The organism is Coleofasciculus sp. FACHB-1120 (genome assembly GCF_014698845.1).
Classification (GTDB): domain Bacteria; phylum Cyanobacteriota; class Cyanobacteriia; order Cyanobacteriales; family FACHB-T130; genus FACHB-T130.
The window spans coordinates 143,410-163,497 of the sequence record NZ_JACJTV010000010.1 but is presented as its reverse complement, the minus strand read 5'-3'; the positions used below and the strand labels follow the sequence as shown (position 1 = coordinate 163,497).

The following is a 20,088-nucleotide window of genomic DNA, read 5'->3' as shown; positions in this document are numbered from 1 at the left end:
TCCCTAAAACATATCAGCCGGGTCAGCGGATTGCAATTTGCGGGTAGCGATCGCTCCAGACAAGGTACACATCACCATCGTCAACACCAACACAAAAATCCCTCGCGCCACAGTCATGTAGAGAGGCAAATTCGTCGCATTACGAGTCAGGCGGTACAGTCCTGCGGAAATGGCAATACTAGGGATAAAGCCGATGATTGCCAAGATAACGGCTTCTTCAAACACCACCATGAGTAGATAGCGATTGCGATAGCCCATTGCCTTGAAAGTGGCGTATTCTCCCATGTGAGCATTCACATCTGTTGAGAGAACTTGGTAGACGATGATGACGCCAACAATGAAGCCCATTGTCACGCCCAAGTTAAAAATAAATCCAATCGGTGTATTCTTTGCCCAGTAGCTTCTTTCAAACTCGATAAATTCCTGCCGAGTCAGAACCTGAACATCATTGGGCAAGTGTGCTTTCAAAGCTTGTACCGTTTGCACTGGATCGGTTCCGGGTTGCAGTTGCAGTAAGCCGACACTAACGCTGCTTGCCTGTCTGCGGGGAAACAACCGCAGAAAGTTTTGGTCGCTGGTAATCAGGTGTCCGTCTGCACCAAAGGAAGATCCGATGCGAATTTTGCCAGCAACGGTAACACTATGGCGCTCAATTTCTGTCTTTAGTGGCTGGTTTTGTTCGAGTTGCGCGATCGCTGCTTTGTAGTCTCCACGGCTACCGCTGTCAAACAAAACTGTGTTAGGCAGCTTAATCTGGTTTAATTGTTGGTTAATGTCTGGTTGCTCAAAGACTGAGCTGTTAGGGTCAAATCCTAACATCAGCATACTGGTTTCGCGCTGGGTGGTCGGATGCTTCCAGTTCACCATGTTGGCGTAGAGCGCTTCCGCAGACTGAACGCCCGGAATATCCATCGACTGGTACAACCGCCGTCGCGGGAAGGACGACATATTGGTTAGATTGCGCGCTTGAGGGCTGAGCAGAACGACATCGGCGCGAACGCTATTGTGGACAAGAACGGCGCTGTTGAATAGCGCACCCTGAAACCCCAACTGCATCAACATCAAGACATCTGCAAACACAACACCCGCACACGCGACGACCAGTTTTCCTTTTTGATGACTCAGTTGCAGCCATCCTAACGGTGTTCGACGTTGGAGTTGTTGGAAGCTAATCATAGTTCAATGACCACCTTAACTTGCTGATTCGTGAGTCGGGCAGCCTTGCGAGTAGAGTCTGCATCCAGACGAATTTTGACTTCCACAATGCGCCCATCAATATTGGCGGAGGGATCGCTATTCACAATGTCTTGGCGCAGCACTTTGTAGCCAACCTGTTCGACAGTACCAATGAGTTCGCTGTCAATCGAGTCACTACTCACCCGCGCCGTTTGCCCTGGACGGATGTTCTTGATGTCACTCTGATAAACTTCTGCAATCGCAAACATCTGTTGCGTTCGCCCAATTTCCGCAATCCCGTCGTTGCTAATTAGTTCGCCAGGACGGGTATAAATTTTGAGGATTTGACCATCTTGAGGCGATCGCACGGATGCCTGCTCTAAGTTTGCCTTGGCTTGCTCAACGGCTGCTAAGGCTTGCCGGACATCGGCTTGGGCTACCTGCACGTCTACTGGGCGCACCTCTGCAATTCGCTCCAAGGTGGCGCGGGCTTCATTGAGTTGCTGTTGGCGAGAATTCCGAGTGCGATCGCGGGCGGCTTGCGCTTCTTGAAGTTGCTTTTGAGCAGTTGTAAGTGTCAGTCGTTTACTATCGCGCTGGGATGCCGAAACCGCTCCGTTCTGGTAAAGCAATGCGTAGCGCTGATATTCCACCTGTGCATTTTGCACTTCCGCTTCTAGACGGGCAACGGTAGCGGCTTGCGCGTTCAAGTCCCCGACCCGTTCAGCTTCCAGTTGGGCAATCTGGGAGCGTTGCGCCTGGATTTCGCCCGTCTTTGCTCCTGCACGCACCTGTTCAAGTTTGGCTTGGGCAACTCGCACCTGTTCTTGTGCCTGCATCACAGATGCCTGGAGGCGAGCGCGACTGTTGAGTATCGCAATTGCTTGTCCTTTGCGAACGCGATCGCCTTCCTTGACTAACAGTTGATCTACTCGATTCCCCTCAGCAGATGTGGGTGCAGAAAGCGCGATCGCTTCACCCTCTGGCTCTAGCCGTCCCAACGCCGTCACCGTCTGGATTTGGGGCGTACTGATAACTGTGGATGGGGTCGGACTGGATTGCTGGATACGCCCTTGCGAAACGCTATATGCCATCACTCCACCTGTTGCCAGCGTTGCAGCGATCGCCAGCAGAGTCAGTGGTCGGGAAAGACGTTTGGAGGATGGATTACCTGCTGCCACTTCTTGCATCATCTGTCAGATTCCCCAGTTCTAGGAAGCGACTAAACTAAACCGTTTAGTTTTTCTATAACTAAACTAAACGGTTTAGTATAATAACGTCAAGGGAGTCCTGAAAATTCTCTAGAACTCCTCAAAGCGAATGCCCCTAGAATGACTGTGACAATCAGATCGGGAATGGATGAGACAGACGAAGATGACGGAACCGAAGCAGGATGGGTTGGGAGAGAAAGCCGAACAGATATTGACAGGCGCAATGCAAGAGTTTTTGGTGCATGGCTATGCCGCTACCAGCATGGATCGGGTGGCGAAGGCGGCTGGCGTATCCAAAGCAACGGTTTACAGTTACTTTCAAGATAAAGAAGGATTGTTCACCGCCCTCATCCAACGGTTTGCTTACAGAAAGCTTTCCATCATCCAACGTTCCCTGCTGCCGGAAGGAGATGGTCGGGTCATGTTGCGGCAGCTATTAACGAAGGCATTGAATGAGATCATTTGTGATAGCGAAGAAATTGCCCTGTTGCGGCTAATTATTGGCGAGTCTGGGCGCTTTCCCAAACTGGCGCAAATCTTTGTTCGCACGCTAGTAAAACCTAGCGTTGAAACCTTGAGCCAGTATCTGGCATCGTATCCAAACTTAAAGATTGCCGACCCCGAAGCAACTGCACGCATTTTGATAGGTGCCTTAGTTCATTTCATGCTGGTACAGAAAGTGCTTCACAGTCAGGATATTCTGCCGATGGAGAGCGATCGCTTGATTGATAGCCTGATGTATCTCCTCCCAGAAGCCTAAGCTGGAGTTGCACGTTCTTGTCCCCACACCCCGAACAGTTGATGACATTCGGGGACTACCGAGTTAGTTGTGGGCAAATTTCTAGGTATGCGATCGCCACAAATTTACCAACTGGAAAATCGGGCATTGCAATCTGCCTTAGCGATCGCTCAACCCAAAATTCCTTTCACCACCACAACGATCGACCCTTGAATGGCATTCCTCTGATTCCGTTTTCAACCTTGATTTATTGCACTAGGTTCCATGTAGACAAGTTCCCAAATGTGGCTATCTAAATCTTGAAACCCATGTGCGTACATAAAACCGTGGTCTTGTGGTTCATTGTAGGTTGATCCACCAGCGGCGACTGCTTTGCGAACCATTTCATCGACTTGTTCTCGGCTGTCAGAAGATAAGCAAACCAGCACTTCTGTGCTTTTGGTTGCATCACAAATTTCTTTCGGAGTAAACGTCTTAAACTTGTCATGAGTCAATAGCATCACGAAGATGTCATCGCTGACGATCATGCAAGTCGCCGTTTCATCAGTAAATTGAGCGTTAAAACTGAAGCCAAGTTTCGTAAAAAACTCAACCGACTGATTCAGGTCTTTTACAGGCAGATTCACGAAAATTTTAGTAGCCATATTTCCTCCTTTTGAGAGTTCATTGCATATATGGAAGTATCGGCAAGGCGAAACTAATGTTCCGCTTGAGTCGTTTCACAAAAGACCACCAGTTGACCGTCTCATGCGTGGCAAGGGAGACTCAAGCTTTCGCCAAGAACTCATCAAGGCAGTCAAAGCTGGAGTTCCACCCGCCAATAACCCCCATCTCCTCATGCTTCCGGCGGTCTTCAGCAGACTCATGCACAATGCGGAGTGTGAGCTTGGTCTTGCCGTCCATATCCTCGAAAAGCACCGTCATCACCATTCCCTTGGGTAGATCGGCGTTCACGACCTTTTCAAAGCCTTCATCAAATTCATCAGTGGTAACAATCCGTTCAAGAGGCACGATTTCGCGGAAGACACCTTTGCCTGGGTACTCTGTGCCGTCTGGGCCAATCATGACGTAGCGTGATTTACCGCCTGGACGCAGATCCAGCTCAGTCACCTTCGTCGTGAAGCCTTTCGGCCCCCACCACTGCGCTACGTGTTCCGGGTCAGTCCACGCCTTGAACACCAGTTCACGGGGCGCGTTGAAGACACGGGTGATGACGATCTCGCGTTGACCGGAGGTCGGTCGTAGACCCTCGCTTTGAGCATCAATGGAATCATTTCTATTGCCCATCTTGTTTCTCCTGGGTTTGTAACTCGTGCAGGTAATCATCCAGCCGATCAAGTCTCTCTTCCCAAAATTGGCGATATTGCTCGATCCAATCCATTGCGTCCTTGAGTGGCTGCGCTTTGATCTGGCAGGGTCGCCATTGAGCCTCCCGACCCCGCGCGATCAGTCCGGCACGCTCCAGCACCTTGAGATGCTTGGAAATGGCAGGAAGGCTCATCTCAAAAGGTTCTGCTAACTCAGTAACCGATGCCTCACCCTTGGCAAGGTGAGCCAGGATTGCACGCCGGGTGGGATCGGCAAGGGCGGCAAAGGTGACGCTCAGTTGATCGGAAGACACTCTTATTTAACCATACAGTTAATTAATTAAAAGGTTAAATAAACTATCCAAGAATGTCAAGTGCTGATTTAAGCGATCGCTTGGACTATTACAGTGCAGTGGGGTATGCCCTGACAGTCGCTGTTATGCTCAGATAGAAGCAGGACAGGATTTGCAGGATGCTAAGCGTTTGTAGTCAACGTCGGCAGATAATCTCGGACACCCCCACTAGCGGTGTTTGTCCGTCCGATGTGTCGGTTGTTAACCTGCCTCGACTACAGCCATAGAAATGGCAAAGAGTATACTTGATTGAGTGGCAAAGAGACTTGAAGGTAAAATATATGCTAGAAACTATTTCTTTGAGAAACTTCAAGGGATTTAACAACCTAGAAAATTTAAATGTTAAACCAATTACTATTTTGTGCGGAACTAATAGCTGTGGGAAGAGTTCTATCCTACAAAGTATTCTTTTGCTAAAGCAAACTATCGAAAGCCAAAAGCCAAATCAAATTATTTTACTTAATGGAAGATTAGTACATCTGGGTTCATTTGAAAATATAATTTTTGAAAAAGATTTAGATAATAGGTTAATTTTTGAGCTTAATTTTAAGATAACCAAAGAAGATCGCAGGTCAGCATCTAGAGCAAATTCTATTCCATTGAGCTTTTCGCTTAGAGAGCTTTTTCCTAGAAGAAATTTGCCTCAAACTCATGATATCTCAATTTATACCAAAGTAGTATTAAAATTGCCTAAAGCAAAAAGTAAGAGGAAAAGTTATATTAAAACAATAACTGTCGAGCAATTTCAGTTTAGCATTGAAGCCTTAGGTTCTGACAATCAAAAAATACCAGGTGCTTTCATTGATATAAAGCTCATCGATAATGATTTTTACACAATTAATTGGAAAAACTTAAGAAATAGAATTAGCCGTGAAGAATTAGTTAACACGGGTGAAATACCGTCTGCAAAAATCAAGTTTACTAGTTTGTTTTCTATCGGACCTATCTCGGTTGAAAATGATTCCGAAAAACATGTCAGTTTATCAGATATTTCATTTTCTACTTATAGAATAAGTAATCTACTCCAAACTATTTTTTCCTCATACAGTTATTTGGGACCTTTGAGAGAGGAACCATCTAGAAGATACATATATGAGGATGAAATTACAGAAATTGGTATCAAAGGAGAGAATGCTGCTTATATCTATTTAATCGATCAAGATAAGAGTGTTTCCAATCATTATTTTTACGATAAAAAAACCAACTCCTTTAAACAGAAGAGAGAATTAACCTTGTCTGCTGCTGTGCAAGAGTGGTTGGATTTGATGAATATAAGAGGATTTAAATCTGAACTTAAAAATGAAATTGTTTATTTGGATCTTAACTCAAGCTCTGCCTCTAGAACTCGCGTTAGTATTGCTGATGTAGGCTTTGGGGTAAGTCAAATATTTCCAATCATTTTAGAAGGACTAAGGATGCCACCTCGAAATACTCTCTTGCTTGAACAACCAGAAATTCATTTGCATCCTAACCTTCAAATGCAGTTAGCTGATTACTTTATTGCGCTAGCTCAATCCGGTAAGAAAGTAATGGTTGAAACCCATAGCGATCATATTATAAATAGATTGGTTAGAAGAATTGTAGAGGATGAAATAGGTGTATTAAAGAACTTGATTGGAATTTATTTTATTAGTGCAAATGATTCTGGTTCTACTTATGAAGAAATATGTATTGATGAAAATTTTGGGATTACCAACTGGCCTGTAGACTTTTTTGATCAAGCGGCATTAGAACAGGAAAATATTCTAAAAGCAGGGCTAAGGAAGCGACAAATTTCTAGAGCCAATAGCAGTAAAAATGCAAAATAGAAAGAAGTTATGAGAACAGTTTTTGATCCTGGTAATTTGTTTATATCTGAACCTGATTGGCAAGATTTAGAGCAGAGAGATAACTTCTTGCAACATTTGCTGGAAAATTTAGATTATATCAATAATTATCGAATTACAAAAATATATTGGACAGATGACCTAGAAAAGCTACTTTGGGATTCTCCGCAATTACCGCCTTGGCGACTAAATAGAGATTGGAATTTGCAAATAGTACAAGTTATATATAGAGCTTTTAATAATGCAAAGGAATGTATTCAAAACACTAAAAACTTAACTTCGTGTTTGGTTCAACCCGATTTAGACTGTAGCAATCTTGGAGATTTAACCTTACTTGCTTTTTTGGATTTAATGCATATAGTAATTGACAGAAATGAAAATGTGTATTTTTGCTTGAGTGTCAATAGGTTGAAAGAAGATTACCTTTTTTTATGCGATTGTCACTCCTTTCAGATAATTCCTTTGGTTATAGCCGAGCCAAGAGAATGGCTTGATTGTGTCAATCTAGCATCAGATTACTGGCCTGATAGTGTAAATGAAATTGAAAAGTTTAACGAAGCCTTAAAGATTATGTTTAAGAAATTGAACAGAGAACCCCTTTATGAATATGAATTTTCAAATACATTCTTAAAAGATCTTGTAAAAGTTCAAAATCATAGAGAATATATCATTGAATACACCGCAAGAAGGTTAACGTTAAACAAGCAAGAAGCAGCGAAAGACTCATATCTGCAAGATGAATATTTGGTACAAAGGAAAGAATATCGTTTCAGGGTGACTCAACGGCCCTCCTCAACAAGAATTCACTACAAGTACGTTAACAAAAAGCTCAGATTTTTAAAATATTATGGTGAAGGTGAGCATGATGACGGACTATAGAATCTGCTCTGAACAGTCCTCGGTACATTAGCTCAAAAAAAAAATTTGTAAATTGAACCTTGAACCTCCAACCAGAAATCTCGGAATACTGTCTTTATCGATAACTTAGTTGCTCAACTCATGATTAGACAGCTCTTATCTGTCTAACTCCCTAAATTGGCATATTGTGTAGATTCTGTTCATATATTATTCCAATCACCTCGATAGTATCTGTGTGTTGTTGCAAGCTTTTTAGTCTGTAGAGTTTCAACCCGTCAAGAACACAATCTCTTCTGTTATGCCTACAATAGGCTACAGACGTATTTGCAAGTCCTTTCTTTGCCCTTCACCTCTATGATTTTTCCTCCCTGGTAAGCTTCTAGAACTCAATCCAACCCGCGATTCGCCTTACAACTAAGGCGGAGAGTCTGTTCGTGGATTCCCCCTCCTTTCGCCAACGCCCTTGAAGATGTTGCGCTGGTGTTCAAATTTTGAGGATGGGAGAATTTCACGATGTCATTGGATAGTAAAAACAAAACGACCAGGACTGTCATTTTGTTAACGATGATCTTCCTGGTCATTGAGCTATTAGACGAACTGGTGGATGGAGTCCGGGGTGCTGCGTATCCATTGATTCGCAATGACCTGCATCTTTCTTACCTGCAAGTTGGACTGTTACTGACCATACCCAATACAATCAGCAGCCTGATAGAGCCAATTCTGGGAATTTGGGCAGATATTGGACAGCGACGGCAATTGATTTTGGGGGGAGGCGTTGGTTTTGCGATCGCATTACTCCTCATCTCCCTTAGCGATAACTTTTCCTGGCTGTTAGCAGCCTTTGTGCTGTTTTATCCTGCATCCGGTGCCTTTGTCAGTCTTTCCCAGGCGACGCTGATGGACATGGAACCGACTCGCCACGAGCAAAACATGGCACGGTGGGGATTAGCGGGTTCGCTTGGCAATGTCCTGGGACCTTTGGCTTTAGCGGGTGCGATCGCATTCCATCAAAGTTGGCGGAGTGTGTTTTTACTATTGGCAGTACTGACGGTATTACTTGTAGGAATGTTGTGGCAGTATCCAATCGCAACTCCAACGGCATCCGGTGATGTTGATCAACCCACGCACAGCTTCAAAGATGGCATCCGTTATGCCATCCAAAGCTTAAAACGAGGTAACGTGTTGCGTTGGTTAACATTGTTGCAATTTTCCGATTTAATGCTGGATGTTTTGAGTGGCTTTTTGGCGCTGTATTTTGTTGATGTAGTAGGTGTAAACAACACACAAGCGAGTTTTGCTCTCACAGTCTGGTTGGGGTTTGGCTTATTGGGAGATTTCCTCCTAATTCCCTTACTCGAACGAGTGCAAGGACTTGCTTATTTGAAGGTTAGCGCCATCCTTGTTTTGTGTCTTTATCCAGCTTTTTTGGTTGCACCCAATATCAATCTCAAGCTAGTCATTCTTGGCTTCCTGGGCCTCCTTAATTCGGGATGGTACTCTATTCTCCAGGGGCAATTGTACACAGCGATGCCGGGGCAGAGCGGAACCGTCATGACGCTCAACAACCTGGCAGGTTTGGTGGGTGGTTTAGCGCCGTTTGCATTGGGTTTGGTTGCTCAACAGTATGGTTTGCAACCTACGATGTGGATGTTACTTGCAGCACCCATTGCCCTACTGATTGCGCTTTTTTGAATTCTTTACCACTGGCAGGCGTTGCATCCATTTCGCATCCTTGCCAGTGGTAAGAAACAAGATTGTATGAACAGATGTGTATATGCAATCCAGGGGAGGCTTCTGTTACCCACAGCTCAACTGGTTAACATTATCATTAACCAGGCGATCGCTATCCAAGAACTACAAGCTTCTCTCAAAATTATTGCCACCTTAACAGCACCTGTCTCACTCATAATTTTATGGTCAAAATTTTAGGGTCAAAACTAGAGCTGATTGAGGCATTAATTAATCTGATGTAGTTTTAGAGACTAGATTACACAATTGGAAGTGTGATGATAAACTCTGTGCCTTGTCCCAATTCCGAATTTACTTCAATCGTTCCTCCATGCTTTTCAACAATAATTTGATGAGCAATCGTTAATCCTAAACCTGTTCCTTTTCCAACGGGTTTGGTCGTAAATAGATGGTCAAAGATGCGGTGCTGGATATCTTTCGTCATGCCCCTCCCATTATCTGCAATTCGGATTGCAACCTGATGTTCATCTTTCATTTGGGTTTTAACGATAATTTGGTTAGGATTTGCTTTAATACCTTCATAAGTGTGCCCCTGGTTTGCTTCTTCCAAAGCATCAATTGCATTTGCCAAAATATTCATGAAGACCTGATTGAGTTGTCCTAAATAACACTCAACCTTAGGAATTTCACCATATTTTTTAATGACTTGAATTGCCGGACGATAATCGTGAGCTTTCAAGCGATGTTGCAAAATCATCAGGGTACTCTCAAGCCCATCATGAATGTTCACTGATACCTTGAAATCTACATCAGCACGCGAGAAGGTTCTGAGCGATGTACTAATGTTGCGGATTCGCTCGATTCCTGTCTGCATAGAGAAGAACATTTTCGGTAAATCGTCTAGAAGATATTCAAGCTCAATCTCTTCGGCTTTCTGTTCAATTTCTATGCCAGGATTAGGGAACTTAGTTTGATAAAGACGGATATAATCAACTGCATCTTTAACAGCAAGCGTCGCTTGCTCTAAATTGCCAGTAATACAACCAACGGGATTATTGATTTCATGAGCAATCCCAGAAACTAACTGACCAATTGTAGACAGCTTTTCATTCTGAATTAACTGCAATTGTGTCTTCTTCAATTCTTGCAGGGTGCAGGTTAATTCAGCCGTGCGGTTTTGAACAACTTGTTCAAGTTCTTTTTTTTGTTGTTCGAGTTCTAAGCTCAAACGTCGAATTTTTAAATGGGTTTGAATCCGGGCAAGTGCTTCTTCTTGACGAAACGGTTTTGTAATATAATCTACGGCTCCTAACTGTAACCCCTTCACCTTGTCTGTGGTATCAGTCAGCGCCGTCATAAAAATTACTGGGATACTTTTTGTAGATGGATCTGCCTGCAATTTACGGCAGGTTTCAAATCCATCAATTCCTGGCATCTGGACATCTAGCAAAATCAAGTCTGGCAGATAGCTTCTGGCTTGCTCGATTCCACTAAAACCATCCATTTCTACCAAAATTTCATAGCCAAAAGAACCCAAAGCATTATGAAGTACTTCTAGATTGGTTGGGTTATCATCAATGACTAAAATAATTTCGTGACCGGAATTAATTGACATTTCTTAATTGCTCCTGCGGTCAAATTAGGGTACATTATCTGATGTATTTATAGATGGGAAAATCCACCTACATTTTCTTTGATAAATTGGCGAATTTTCCGAATATTAAACTCTTTTACTAACAAAGTTAATTGATTGACAAACATCTGATAGTTGTCATCTAGTTGGGCAAGTCGTTCCAGTTCTTGTTGGATGCCTTTGATTTGTCCCCGCTTGGCATATTCCAGTAGGGTTGATAATTCAGGTAGAGGTGGCACAGTGATTTCGGTTGCGTTTGCAAAGCGGGTTGCGATCGCACGTTCAACAGGTTTTGCCTCAGCATAGATCCAGTCGAGTTGCAGATGTTTTGCCAAGAGGTGATATAACTCTTTGACTTGCACGGGTTTAGCCAGAAAATCGTTGCCGCCTGCTGCAAGGCTTTTACGGCGATCGGCATCATACACACTTGCCGATGACACAAGGACTAGCACATCTTTCAACGTTTCTGACTGGCGCAGCCGCGCCAGAAAATCCCAACCATTCAGGGTAGGCATCACCAGATCGGTAATGATTAAATCTGGTTGAACTTGATGCGCCTTCTCCAGCCCTTCCTGTCCATTGCTGGCTTCAATGACAGTAAATCCCAAGGGTTGCAGCAAGTTAACCATGACTGAGCGATTTTCCCATCGATCGTCCACAATCAAAATGCTTTTGCGATCGCCTGAATAACCAGAAATTCGACCGATGGAAACGGTGTTGGTAACTATCCAGTTCGTCGCTAAAGCACACTCGATCTCAAACTCAAAGGTACTACCCACTTTTGGTAAGCTCTTAACGTAGAGGTCTCCTCCCATAATCTCGACAATTTTTTTGGCGATCGCAAGTCCCAATCCAGTCCCCTCTGCTTGTCGCTTGGTATCGCCAACCTGCTCGAAGGGGAGGAAAATTTGCTCTAGTTGTTCGGGTAACATCCCAATACCAGTGTCTTCAACCGCAAAGCGAAGCCTCAAGAATGCTGGTTGCTGCGAATTTTCAGTCACTTCCACTCGTAATGTCACGCTACCGGAGTCGGTGAATTTAATCGCATTGCCCAAGAGATTCAGCAGCACTTGTCGCAAGCGTTTCTCGTCAGTTGCGATCGCAATGGGCAAATTATCAGGTGGTTGATAAATGAACTGAATGCCTTTTTGCTCGGCGCGAATGCGGCAAATTTCCTCGACTCCTTGCAGGAAGCCAGGGAGATGTATATCGCTCAGAAGCAGTTCCATCTTACGCGCTTCGATTTTGGAGAGATCGAGTACGTCTTCGATCAGCGTTAACAAATGAGAGCCGCAATTATAGATAATATCGATGCCGTGTTGTTGCTGTTCGGTAAGATTCGGGGCAGCAGAAAGAACTTGAGCATATCCCAGGACACCGTTGAGGGGGGTGCGTAGTTCGTGGCTCATGTTCGCAAGAAATTCACTTTTAGCTTGGTTGGCAACTTCGGCAGAATTTTTCGCCTCATTGAGTTCAGTCGTCCGTTCTTCAACTCGTTGCTCTAATTCATCATTCGCTTCCCGGAGTTTTCTTTCTGCCTTGCGGTTTTCACTCGTCACCGCAGAGATGACAAATGTGATAATCGCAATCACACAAATAAACGATTGCAGTAGGATGAGCGACTCGTTGGGCGTGGCTTGTTTGGCGAACGATCCAAAGCCGCGAACGGTTCCAAAAACTGCGATCGCTGACACAATTAGTACGAGTAGCGTTGATACCCGCGCTTCAAACCGAAACGCCGACCAAATCAGGGGAGGAATTACCATATATTCGATTGGGTATCCTCCTGAAAAAGCGATATAAGCGATCGCGATTACCCAGATCAATACAAAAACAAACTCGATAATTTGTTGCTTGTGGAATTTTCTAGAAAGTTTAGATTTTGACAACCATGCCAGCAATAGGGGGGTAACAACCAAAATGCCCGTGCTGTCTGATGCCAACCAAGTTCGACACACTTCTGCAAATGCTGCCCAGGGCGCAATTCCACTGGTGCAAAGCGTGACAGCAGCCAGAAGGGAACTGAGCAGAGGAGTGGGGATAGTCAGGATGATAAATTTAAAAACATCTTGCGATCGGTCTAAAAAATTGTGGCGTTTGATATAGCGATTAATTAAAAAAGTCCCGCTGAATGGGGTAATCAGGTTGACAGCAGGAATAATCAGACTGATTAAAAGGTTGTTTGGGAAAAAAAGAATATGGCTAACAATGAAATCACTCACAAATAAGATCGGCCAGACGCGATAGCCCAGTAGCAGCATCGCTGCCAAAAAGACACCGAGTGAAGGCCAAAATACGGAAGCACCATTTACAAATGTGGTGGATAATCCTACGTATCCCAAATAGAGGTGAACAATCGGAATTACCAGCGCTGCTATCAAAAAAGTGCGGTCGAGTTTAACTGGGAATTTCTGCTTTATCGCCATCGGCTGCATTTCCGGTCTCCGCGCACAGACTATATAGAGCAGCAAACCTTGAGAAAGGCTGCTACCCTTATAGTTCCCAAATTGAATTTGAAGTTAACAGGGGATGAGATTGACTTGGGCTAAGCCACAGAAATACCAAGCAAATATACTTGGGGATTAGAAATTACGGCTATACAAACAAAGTCCGCCTCCGCAGACTATTGAAACCCGCTTCTGTGGGGTTTTGTTAAATAAATGTGAAGTAATTTCCAGTTACCCTCAAAGTTAAATCGTTCATCTCCCAAACTTGAAAAAACTGGCGAAATAACACTTTATGCGCTGATTGTTCCGCTGTTAGGGGAAATGATGTTGTAAGCGATCGCAATGATACGATGAAGGCGACTGCCGTAGGCAGGTTACGCGATCGCACTCTACTCGAATATGTATCGAACCTTCATCCCCGGCATTGCTCCACCTCCAGTACAATCTAAACCTGCATGGTGGTTCGCCTTTGTCGGCAATAAGCTGTTGGTTCGAGGGAAAGGGACACTCAGCACAATTCCTACCCTCGTCAGTTTGGCAGAGATTGGCTTGGTACCCGTGCGATCGCAATTTCTCGGCACGTTGGACGATAGACCTTGTTACTCAGCGGAACTGCCGAAAGATGCGGTGATAGCTGATGGCATGACTTTGCAAGGACTGCGCGAATTGTACGGCACCTTAGACGAAGACTTGTATGCGCTCAGCAGTCGTGCGATTCAGATTATGGAATGGGATCGCACCCATCAGTATTGCGGACAGTGTGCGGCTCCCACAACCCAATTACCCAACGAACGTGCCAAGCGTTGTCCTAAGTGTGGATTAGTCAATTATCCTCGCCTGTCGCCTGCGGTGATTGTACTTATTTCTCGCGGTGAGGAGATATTATTGGCTCGTGCTGCTCGGTTTCCAGCCGGAATGTACGGTTTGATTGCTGGATTTGTCGAACCGGGAGAATCACTTGAAGAAACAATTGTGCGTGAAGTCCGGGAGGAAGTTGGCATAGAAGTGAAGGATATTCGCTATTTTGGTTCGCAACCTTGGCCTTTTCCGAACTCGCTGATGATTGGATTCACCGCCACCTATGCTAGTGGCGACATTATCATCGACCCACAAGAATTGGAAGATGCTGCTTGGTTTAGTAAAGACAATCTACCGCTGATTCCTCCTAAACTGAGCATTGCTCGAAAACTTCTCGACTGGTTTGTTTCTACTTCCTAAGGGATTCGGATGATATTGCGATCGCTAGCGTGAATGAGGATAACGCTCATTTTGGTTGATTTTAATTACAACTAGAAGTGCGATCGCTTCTACTGTTCATCCTCTACATCCAGAGTGTGCGATCTCGTTGAGCATGGTTCTTGGTCAAAGCAGCGATCGCATCCTGTGCCAGGATATCCAGTGGCAGTTGCGTCATCTTGTTATCCCTGTTTTGGGGATAACGGGAGGTGATCTCTCCTACGTTAAGATGTGAGAAATCGGTAGCCAAAAGGGTTGTTATGAGCCAACTACAAGCGAAACTACCAACCGATACCTGGGTGCATGCAACTTGGGACGAATACCTTCTAGCACTGAAACATTGATTTAGACGGTGACGACAACTGCACCTACCGTAAAACAGGCTGTGAGGAAGTGCAACCGGATGCCTCGTTTTATTTGGGTTCCCTGTAGAACCGCTAAGAGAGGTAAACATGCCATGTTTTGAAAGCTTATATAATTGCGATTGTAGCTACTATTGTATTTATACAAAGCTGACCATATGTGGGTTTCCAAAGTCGAGTTAAGCAACTTTAGAAGTTTTGTTAGTGCAAGTGTTGGATTATCTAAGGGAATTAATTTAGTCATTGGTCCTAATAATTCTGGAAAGTCAACACTCCTGAAATCAGTAGCATGGGTGCAATACGGCTCAAGCTTATCTCATACTGATCTACGATTATCTCAGAAAGATGGATTTGTTCAAATAGAACTGAATAACATCAAACAGTTTTTCCCTGAAAGCTCTGAGCTAAACAAGGTAATTAAGGTTTCTTTGTCATCGCCAAACAATATTGGAATAGAATTTTTTAATCGTCATATTCATATTCAAGGAATACCCGGCGAGCTTTCATTAACCAATACAATGAATACCTTTTCCTTTTACTCATACTCAATTCCAAACCAGGAGCCTGAAAATTTTATTTATCCCTATCTCTCAAGAAGAAAGGTTGCCACTTATGAAGAAATGGTTAATTTAAATTCTACTTCTTCCGTAAGAGGTAATTTCTCAAATTTGTATGCGAAGATTGATCGTCTTTCCAATCCTGAAATGCCAGCAAATAAACAATATGTTCAGGCATGTAGAGAAATACTAGGATTTCAAATAACAGCAATACCTTCGGAACAAGGTAAGAAGGCTGCTTACGTTGTGAGTAATTTTGAGAGCATACCTTTGGAAGCGATGGGAGAAGGTATTGCTAATTTAGTTGGGCTTATTGTAGATTTGTGCATTGCTAACAACCAGCTCTTCCTTATTGAGGAGCCAGAAAATGATGTCCATCCGAAGGCACTAAAGAAACTTCTTAAACTTATTGCGGAGAAAGCCGAGACTAATCAGTTTATAATTACAACGCACTCGAATATAGTTGTGAAGTACCTAGGTTCTCAATCCGAGAGTAAACTGTTTCGAGTAACAATGGAATTTGAGGATCGGCTTCCCACCTCAGAGATTGAAGAAGTCGGTGATTCATCAGAGGCTCGTTTGCATGTTCTTGAGGAACTAGGCTATGAACTTTTCGATTTTGACATATGGTCTGCTTGGTTAATCCTTGAAGAGTCAACAGCAGAAAAAATTATTAGAGAGTTTTTGATTCCCTGGTTTACTCCGGAGTTGAAAGACAGAATCAGGACATTCTCAGCTCGTTCGGTGAATGAAGTTGAGACCAAATTTGAGGATTTTAATAAGCTGTTCGTTTTTTTACATTTGCAGCCAATTTATAAGAATTTAGCCTGGGTCATCATAGATGGAGGTGATGAGGAAAAGAAAGTAATCGAAAGATTAAAGAGGACTTATACCAGTAGTGGATGGGGAGAGGACCATTTTTTACAGTTTAGCAAGCATGATTTTGAACGATACTATCCTCAAAAATTCCAATCAAAGATAGATTCTGTTTTGCAGATGCCAAATAGTAAATCTCGGCAGGGCTGCAAAAAGGCTCTTCTTCACGAAGTAGAAGCTTGGATTAAAGAGAATCCGGAGTTGGCTAAAACTGCTTTCAAAGAATCAGCTTCAGAGGTTGTTCAAATGCTTCACCAAATAGAGTCTGCGTTAGTCTCTTATAAGGAGTGAAGCTAGTAAGATAGACAGTGCCCACAGAAGCTTACTGATTATCCCGATTTTCGTCCTAAGTGGTTTTTTAGTGCCGAGTAGCAAAAGCGTTTGTCTGAGTTGATAAATCTGTGGCGAACAGCACGTGATGAAGCGCAAACACTCTTTGATGAGAGCTTGGCTAATGATGTGATGAATCGCATCTTGCTGGGGAATGACTTAATCGGTCAGAAGCCGAATGACTAGCTTATAGTAAGTTGTGCCATCGCATCCTCGAACAAACTTGTGCGCTCGCATTCTTGCGAAATTTTGACTTAGAAGCGCGATCGCCCATTATCTAGTCTGAGTTTAGACAGTTGCAGCAGTTTGCTCTTCAGGGAGAAATGCCAGAACAATTCGCTCTCTTGGAATACCTGCGGCGATTAGGTCTTTGGTGATTCCCTGTTCCATCCCGTCATACTCCACCCAAACCTTACCCTCACGCAGAGTCACATAAATCAAATTTCCCCTAACTCTTCGTCCTCTATCCCAACCCACTTGCATCAGTGCATAGCGGTTTTGCGTGTCGTCAAATACCGTGTCGAGTCGAATATCGCCGTGTGAAGGTTTGAACTGGGCGTATCTTTGAATTACTTGCTTTACAATGTCCCGTTCTTGAGTGGTGGTATCCATTGCTTTACCTCTTGCGCCGCTACATCTACAATAAGCAATTTCATCGGTAACTCACGCCTCACCAACTCACCAATCGGTTCGCTGAAAATCCCGTCAAAAGTTGTGTCTGCAATAGCGAGATATAATTCACGATCTGGATCGACCTGTTCAAGTAGAAGTCGATAAAGAAGATATTGACCAATCGCTTGCTCCAAATCAGCAATTGCCGAATTGCCTCGAAACTCCTTGATTTCAACAGCGATTCGACTGCTGCCGCGTCTGGCACCAATAAATCGCCCTGCAATACCACTGACGGCATCTAATCTTGCTGCTAAGTCGATAAACAGAAATCGCTCACCATAGGATATGACATAGGGATCGTCCGTGATTTCCCAACCCTCTTTGATGAGAGCTTGCCTGATGATGTTATGGATCGCATCTCGTTGAGGCATGACTTAATCGGTCACAAGCCGCATGACTAGCTTATGGTACGCTACGCGAACTGACTTGTCAGCGCAACGCGATCGCATCCTTTCTAAATTTTGGCTGCACGTAGAAGCGCGATCGCATCCTCAAACAATCTTGCGCGATCGCTATTCGGGGAAAATTTCCTGTCTTATCTTACGCTCACCTGACGCTTGAATACTGTCTCACTTAACCAACCACTATTCGGGTATTCGTGGATTACTTCAACTTGGTACTTGCCAGGGGTAAGCTTGTTAAGATTAGCTTCATAGCGGAAATTGCCGACCATAAGGATACATCCACCAGTCTCACGTGGACGGATGGTAACGCGCACTGTTACTTTCTTGCCTTTGCGTTCCGCCGCACCGCTGAGGTTCTGGCAAGGAGTTGAGGCAGATAGGTCTGTACGAACCGTAATATTTCCCGCGCCACCTTTTGCACTCACCAAAGGACGTTCTAACACTTGTCCAGGCGTACCCGGTTGAACGATGAACCGAAACCAGTCTGCTTGAGAAGGCGTGTTCGTTGAGGACACATTTAAGGGATTGGACGCCAAAAAAGAAGCGAATACACTGGCGAGTAGCAGAGTCTTCATAGTCGGTTGCTATTAATAAAAGGAAAAAGATGGGAGCGTGCGATGCTTTAACCTGTATGACACTCAGCACGACTTCTCAGTTCCCTTCAACAGCGATCGCATTCATCACCCGCACTTGCGATCGCAACCTCAAATCAACTTGCGCGAACTGACTTGTCAGCGCAACGCGATCGCTCTATCACAGTGCCATCAATTATCATGCAACCATACCAAATAGATTTCGAGTATTGAGCCGCATGAAGTACAACTGGATCAAAATTCTGCGCTGGTTTGCGATTGGATTTCTCATTACTTTAGCAATCTGGCTGCTCAACAAATATGGGATTGAGCAAGTTCGAGAACAGGTGGAGCAGTTTGGCATCTGGGCACCCGCGATCGTATTTGGGCTGCGCTTTACCAGTATTATCGTGCCAGTGCTTCCAGGTACTGCTTACGCGATTTTAGCAGGAGGTCTTTTTGGGTTCACTCAAGGATTGCTAGTCGTTGCGTTGGCAGATTTAGCCTCGTGTACGTTCAATTTCTATATTGCTCGTCGTTACGGACGGGGTTTAGTAGAGCAATTTGTCGGTCAGCAATTTATGGAAAAAGTCGATCGCCTCGCTCAACAACATTTAGAAGGCAACTTTTTCCTAATGACGGGTCTTTTGATGACCGGACTGTTTGATTTCGTCGCTTATGCTGCCGGAATGACCAAAATGAGTTGGCAAAGCTATTTCTTAGCCCTTATCGTCAGCATTCTGATTGCCAAACCGCTTTGGGTCGCTGCTGGCGCTGGAATCTTTGAAGGCAGTAAGTTACTCTTAGGCTTTGCGATCCTCGCAGCATTCGGCATCGGCATCGTCACCGCTGTTGTCCAACGCCAGTCAAAGCAATGATCGGCTAGGTGCTGAATGGCGGCGATCCGATAAAAGCGATCGCAACCTCACACAAACAGAGCCAAGTGACAAGTCAGCGCTAGATTAACGCCTCGCTTCGCATGAGTGCGATCGCATCCCTGCTAAATTTTGGCTACACGTAGAAGCGCGATCGCCTGTCGTTATAGTTTCAGCTTAGGCAGTTGCGGTAATCTTGCTCCAACTATAATTAGACAAAAGGCTTTCAGGTAAAGACATGACTACAGTCGCTATCTTGCCAGTATCTGATGCCAATGGCGAGAGGCTTTATCGAGCGATCGCAGGTGATAAGCAATCAACTGGTAAAACCGCAGGTGAAGCGCTCGATGCGTTAACAGCTCAGTTAGAAGGTAGCGAATCGGGTACATTACTGCTTATCCAGAGTTTTCGTCCTGACTGGTTTTTTAGTGCTGGGGAGCAACAGCGTTTATCAGAGTTGATGAGTTTGTGGCGAACAGCACGCGATGAAGGACAGGTGCTACCTCCAGAACAGCAAGCAGAGTTAGATAGACTGGTTGAGGCTGAATTGAAAGCAGCCACAGCCCGAACAGCAGCTTTGGTGCAACAACTGAGTTAATGAACCCTTTCTATACTCTAGTCGCTGACCACGCTGCTCATCAATGTGAATATTGTCATGCTCCAGAGCTAGTTTTCAACTTCCCGTTTGAAGTCGAACATATTGTCCCTCTTTACCGAGGCGGAGCTGATGCCGAATTCAATCTGGCGCTTGCTTGTCGCTCCTGCAATCTTCGCAAAGGAACTCGCATCAGTGGAGTTGAGCCTGAATCCAATACCCCTATTCGTCTCTTTCATCTAAGGCAAGACCAATGGGACGACCATTTCCAAGTAGACAGCAGTTCTGGAACGCTTGTGGGAAAAACGCCCATTGGAAGAGTAACGATTGCTTGTTTAGAGATGAATAGCCAAGCATAAGTAACGGCGCG

General features: G+C 44.5%; 24 protein-coding genes and 1 pseudogene. 15 read left to right on the top strand and 10 right to left on the bottom strand.

What is annotated here, in order from left to right:
• Nucleotides 1–3 precede the first annotated feature (3 nt).
• Nucleotides 4–1,176 (bottom strand): ABC transporter permease DevC, encoded by a 1,173-nt coding sequence (devC, locus tag H6H02_RS12430; protein ID WP_190818004.1) that lies wholly within the window; start codon nt 1,174–1,176, stop codon nt 4–6.
• Entirely contained in the window at nt 1,173–2,369 is a 1,197-nt protein-coding gene (locus tag H6H02_RS12425) for an ABC exporter membrane fusion protein (RefSeq protein WP_190818002.1), read from the bottom strand. Before H6H02_RS12425 ends, devC begins: the two co-directional genes overlap by 4 nt.
• 166 nt (nt 2,370–2,535) lie before the next feature.
• Between H6H02_RS12425 and H6H02_RS12420 the strand changes: the two genes are divergently transcribed.
• Nucleotides 2,536–3,147, top strand: a complete 612-nt coding sequence (locus H6H02_RS12420) for a TetR/AcrR family transcriptional regulator (RefSeq protein WP_190818000.1) — start codon at nt 2,536–2,538, stop codon at nt 3,145–3,147.
• Nucleotides 3,148–3,216: 69 nt separating this feature from the next.
• Nucleotides 3,217–3,339 (top strand): hypothetical protein, encoded by a 123-nt coding sequence (locus H6H02_RS27645; RefSeq protein WP_277922552.1) that lies wholly within the window; start codon nt 3,217–3,219, stop codon nt 3,337–3,339.
• Nucleotides 3,340–3,362: 23 nt separating this feature from the next.
• On the opposite strand, the gene H6H02_RS12415 is transcribed toward H6H02_RS27645, so the two are convergent.
• The 3 genes from H6H02_RS12415 to H6H02_RS12405 form a co-directional block, all read right to left on the bottom strand.
• Complete coding sequence (locus H6H02_RS12415; RefSeq protein WP_190453974.1) at nt 3,363–3,770, bottom strand: VOC family protein; 408 nt, start codon at nt 3,768–3,770, stop codon at nt 3,363–3,365.
• A 121-nt stretch (nt 3,771–3,891) separates the two neighbouring features.
• Nucleotides 3,892–4,413, bottom strand: coding sequence for an SRPBCC domain-containing protein (locus H6H02_RS12410; RefSeq protein WP_199329131.1), 522 nt, complete (start codon nt 4,411–4,413; stop codon nt 3,892–3,894).
• A complete protein-coding gene (locus tag H6H02_RS12405) occupies nt 4,403–4,747 on the bottom strand; it encodes a metalloregulator ArsR/SmtB family transcription factor (protein ID WP_190817998.1) in 345 nt (114 codons plus the stop codon). Before H6H02_RS12405 ends, H6H02_RS12410 begins: the two co-directional genes overlap by 11 nt.
• 320 nt (nt 4,748–5,067) lie before the next feature.
• Between H6H02_RS12405 and H6H02_RS12400 the strand changes: the two genes are divergently transcribed.
• From H6H02_RS12400 to H6H02_RS12385, 4 genes are all read left to right on the top strand, one after another.
• Nucleotides 5,068–6,594, top strand: a complete 1,527-nt coding sequence (locus H6H02_RS12400) for a DUF3696 domain-containing protein (RefSeq protein ID WP_190817996.1) — start codon at nt 5,068–5,070, stop codon at nt 6,592–6,594.
• Between the two features lie 9 nt (nt 6,595–6,603).
• Entirely contained in the window at nt 6,604–7,491 is an 888-nt protein-coding gene (locus H6H02_RS12395; RefSeq protein ID WP_190817995.1) for a hypothetical protein, read from the top strand.
• A gap of 492 nt (nt 7,492–7,983) precedes the next feature.
• Entirely contained in the window at nt 7,984–9,162 is a 1,179-nt protein-coding gene (locus H6H02_RS12390) for an MFS transporter (protein WP_190817992.1), read from the top strand.
• Nucleotides 9,163–9,228: 66 nt separating this feature from the next.
• Nucleotides 9,229–9,399 (top strand): hypothetical protein, encoded by a 171-nt coding sequence (locus tag H6H02_RS12385; RefSeq protein ID WP_190817990.1) that lies wholly within the window; start codon nt 9,229–9,231, stop codon nt 9,397–9,399.
• Between the two features lie 58 nt (nt 9,400–9,457).
• Here the strand turns inward: H6H02_RS12385 and H6H02_RS12380 are convergent, their stop codons facing one another.
• On the bottom strand, nt 9,458–10,774 hold the full coding sequence (locus H6H02_RS12380) for a response regulator (RefSeq protein ID WP_190817988.1): 1,317 nt from the start codon (nt 10,772–10,774) through the stop codon (nt 9,458–9,460).
• A gap of 47 nt (nt 10,775–10,821) precedes the next feature.
• Complete coding sequence (locus tag H6H02_RS12375; protein WP_199329130.1) at nt 10,822–13,218, bottom strand: MASE1 domain-containing protein; 2,397 nt, start codon at nt 13,216–13,218, stop codon at nt 10,822–10,824.
• Between the two features lie 420 nt (nt 13,219–13,638).
• On the opposite strand from H6H02_RS12375, the gene nudC reads away from it, so the two are divergent.
• From nudC to H6H02_RS27640, 4 genes and pseudogenes are all read left to right on the top strand, one after another.
• Nucleotides 13,639–14,457: an NAD(+) diphosphatase gene (gene nudC, locus H6H02_RS12370; RefSeq protein WP_190817984.1), complete on the top strand. Its 819-nt coding sequence runs from the start codon at nt 13,639–13,641 to the stop codon at nt 14,455–14,457.
• Nucleotides 14,458–14,735: 278 nt separating this feature from the next.
• Nucleotides 14,736–14,898 (top strand): annotated as a pseudogene (locus H6H02_RS27130) (Uma2 family endonuclease); the annotation flags it as partial.
• 97 nt (nt 14,899–14,995) lie between these two features.
• Nucleotides 14,996–16,561, top strand: coding sequence for an AAA family ATPase (locus H6H02_RS12365; protein ID WP_190817981.1), 1,566 nt, complete (start codon nt 14,996–14,998; stop codon nt 16,559–16,561).
• A 90-nt stretch (nt 16,562–16,651) separates the two neighbouring features.
• On the top strand, nt 16,652–16,786 hold the full coding sequence (locus tag H6H02_RS27640; protein WP_277922551.1) for a hypothetical protein: 135 nt from the start codon (nt 16,652–16,654) through the stop codon (nt 16,784–16,786).
• A 102-nt stretch (nt 16,787–16,888) separates the two neighbouring features.
• Here the strand turns inward: H6H02_RS27640 and H6H02_RS12360 are convergent, their stop codons facing one another.
• Nucleotides 16,889–17,212: a XisI protein gene (locus tag H6H02_RS12360; RefSeq protein WP_190817979.1), complete on the bottom strand. Its 324-nt coding sequence runs from the start codon at nt 17,210–17,212 to the stop codon at nt 16,889–16,891.
• Nucleotides 17,179–17,643 carry a XisH family protein gene (locus H6H02_RS12355; protein WP_190817977.1) on the bottom strand — a complete coding sequence of 155 codons (465 nt, stop codon included), beginning with the start codon at nt 17,641–17,643 and terminating at the stop codon, nt 17,179–17,181. The genes H6H02_RS12360 and H6H02_RS12355 overlap by 34 nt, the downstream gene beginning before the upstream one ends.
• Before the next feature lie 22 nt (nt 17,644–17,665).
• On the opposite strand from H6H02_RS12355, the gene H6H02_RS12350 reads away from it, so the two are divergent.
• Nucleotides 17,666–17,833 carry a hypothetical protein gene (locus H6H02_RS12350; protein WP_190817975.1) on the top strand — a complete coding sequence of 56 codons (168 nt, stop codon included), beginning with the start codon at nt 17,666–17,668 and terminating at the stop codon, nt 17,831–17,833.
• Here the strand turns inward: H6H02_RS12350 and H6H02_RS12345 are convergent.
• Nucleotides 17,808–18,251 (bottom strand): hypothetical protein, encoded by a 444-nt coding sequence (locus H6H02_RS12345; protein WP_190817973.1) that lies wholly within the window; start codon nt 18,249–18,251, stop codon nt 17,808–17,810. The two genes, H6H02_RS12350 and H6H02_RS12345, sit on opposite strands and share 26 nt — an antisense overlap.
• Nucleotides 18,252–18,288: 37 nt before the next feature.
• Between H6H02_RS12345 and H6H02_RS12340 the strand changes: the two genes are divergently transcribed.
• The 4 genes from H6H02_RS12340 (at nt 18,289) to H6H02_RS12325 (ending at nt 20,077) form a co-directional block, all read left to right on the top strand.
• Complete coding sequence (locus H6H02_RS12340; RefSeq protein ID WP_190817971.1) at nt 18,289–18,468, top strand: hypothetical protein; 180 nt, start codon at nt 18,289–18,291, stop codon at nt 18,466–18,468.
• 19 nt (nt 18,469–18,487) lie between these two features.
• Complete coding sequence (locus H6H02_RS12335; protein ID WP_190817969.1) at nt 18,488–19,126, top strand: VTT domain-containing protein; 639 nt, start codon at nt 18,488–18,490, stop codon at nt 19,124–19,126.
• 235 nt (nt 19,127–19,361) lie between these two features.
• Nucleotides 19,362–19,721, top strand: a complete 360-nt coding sequence (locus H6H02_RS12330; protein ID WP_190817967.1) for a hypothetical protein — start codon at nt 19,362–19,364, stop codon at nt 19,719–19,721.
• The gene (locus H6H02_RS12325; RefSeq protein ID WP_190817965.1) at nt 19,721–20,077 is read left to right on the top strand and encodes an HNH endonuclease signature motif containing protein; all 357 of its coding nucleotides are present in this window, start codon (nt 19,721–19,723) and stop codon (nt 20,075–20,077) included. The genes H6H02_RS12330 and H6H02_RS12325 overlap by 1 nt, the downstream gene beginning before the upstream one ends.
• Nucleotides 20,078–20,088: the final 11 nt, after the last annotated feature.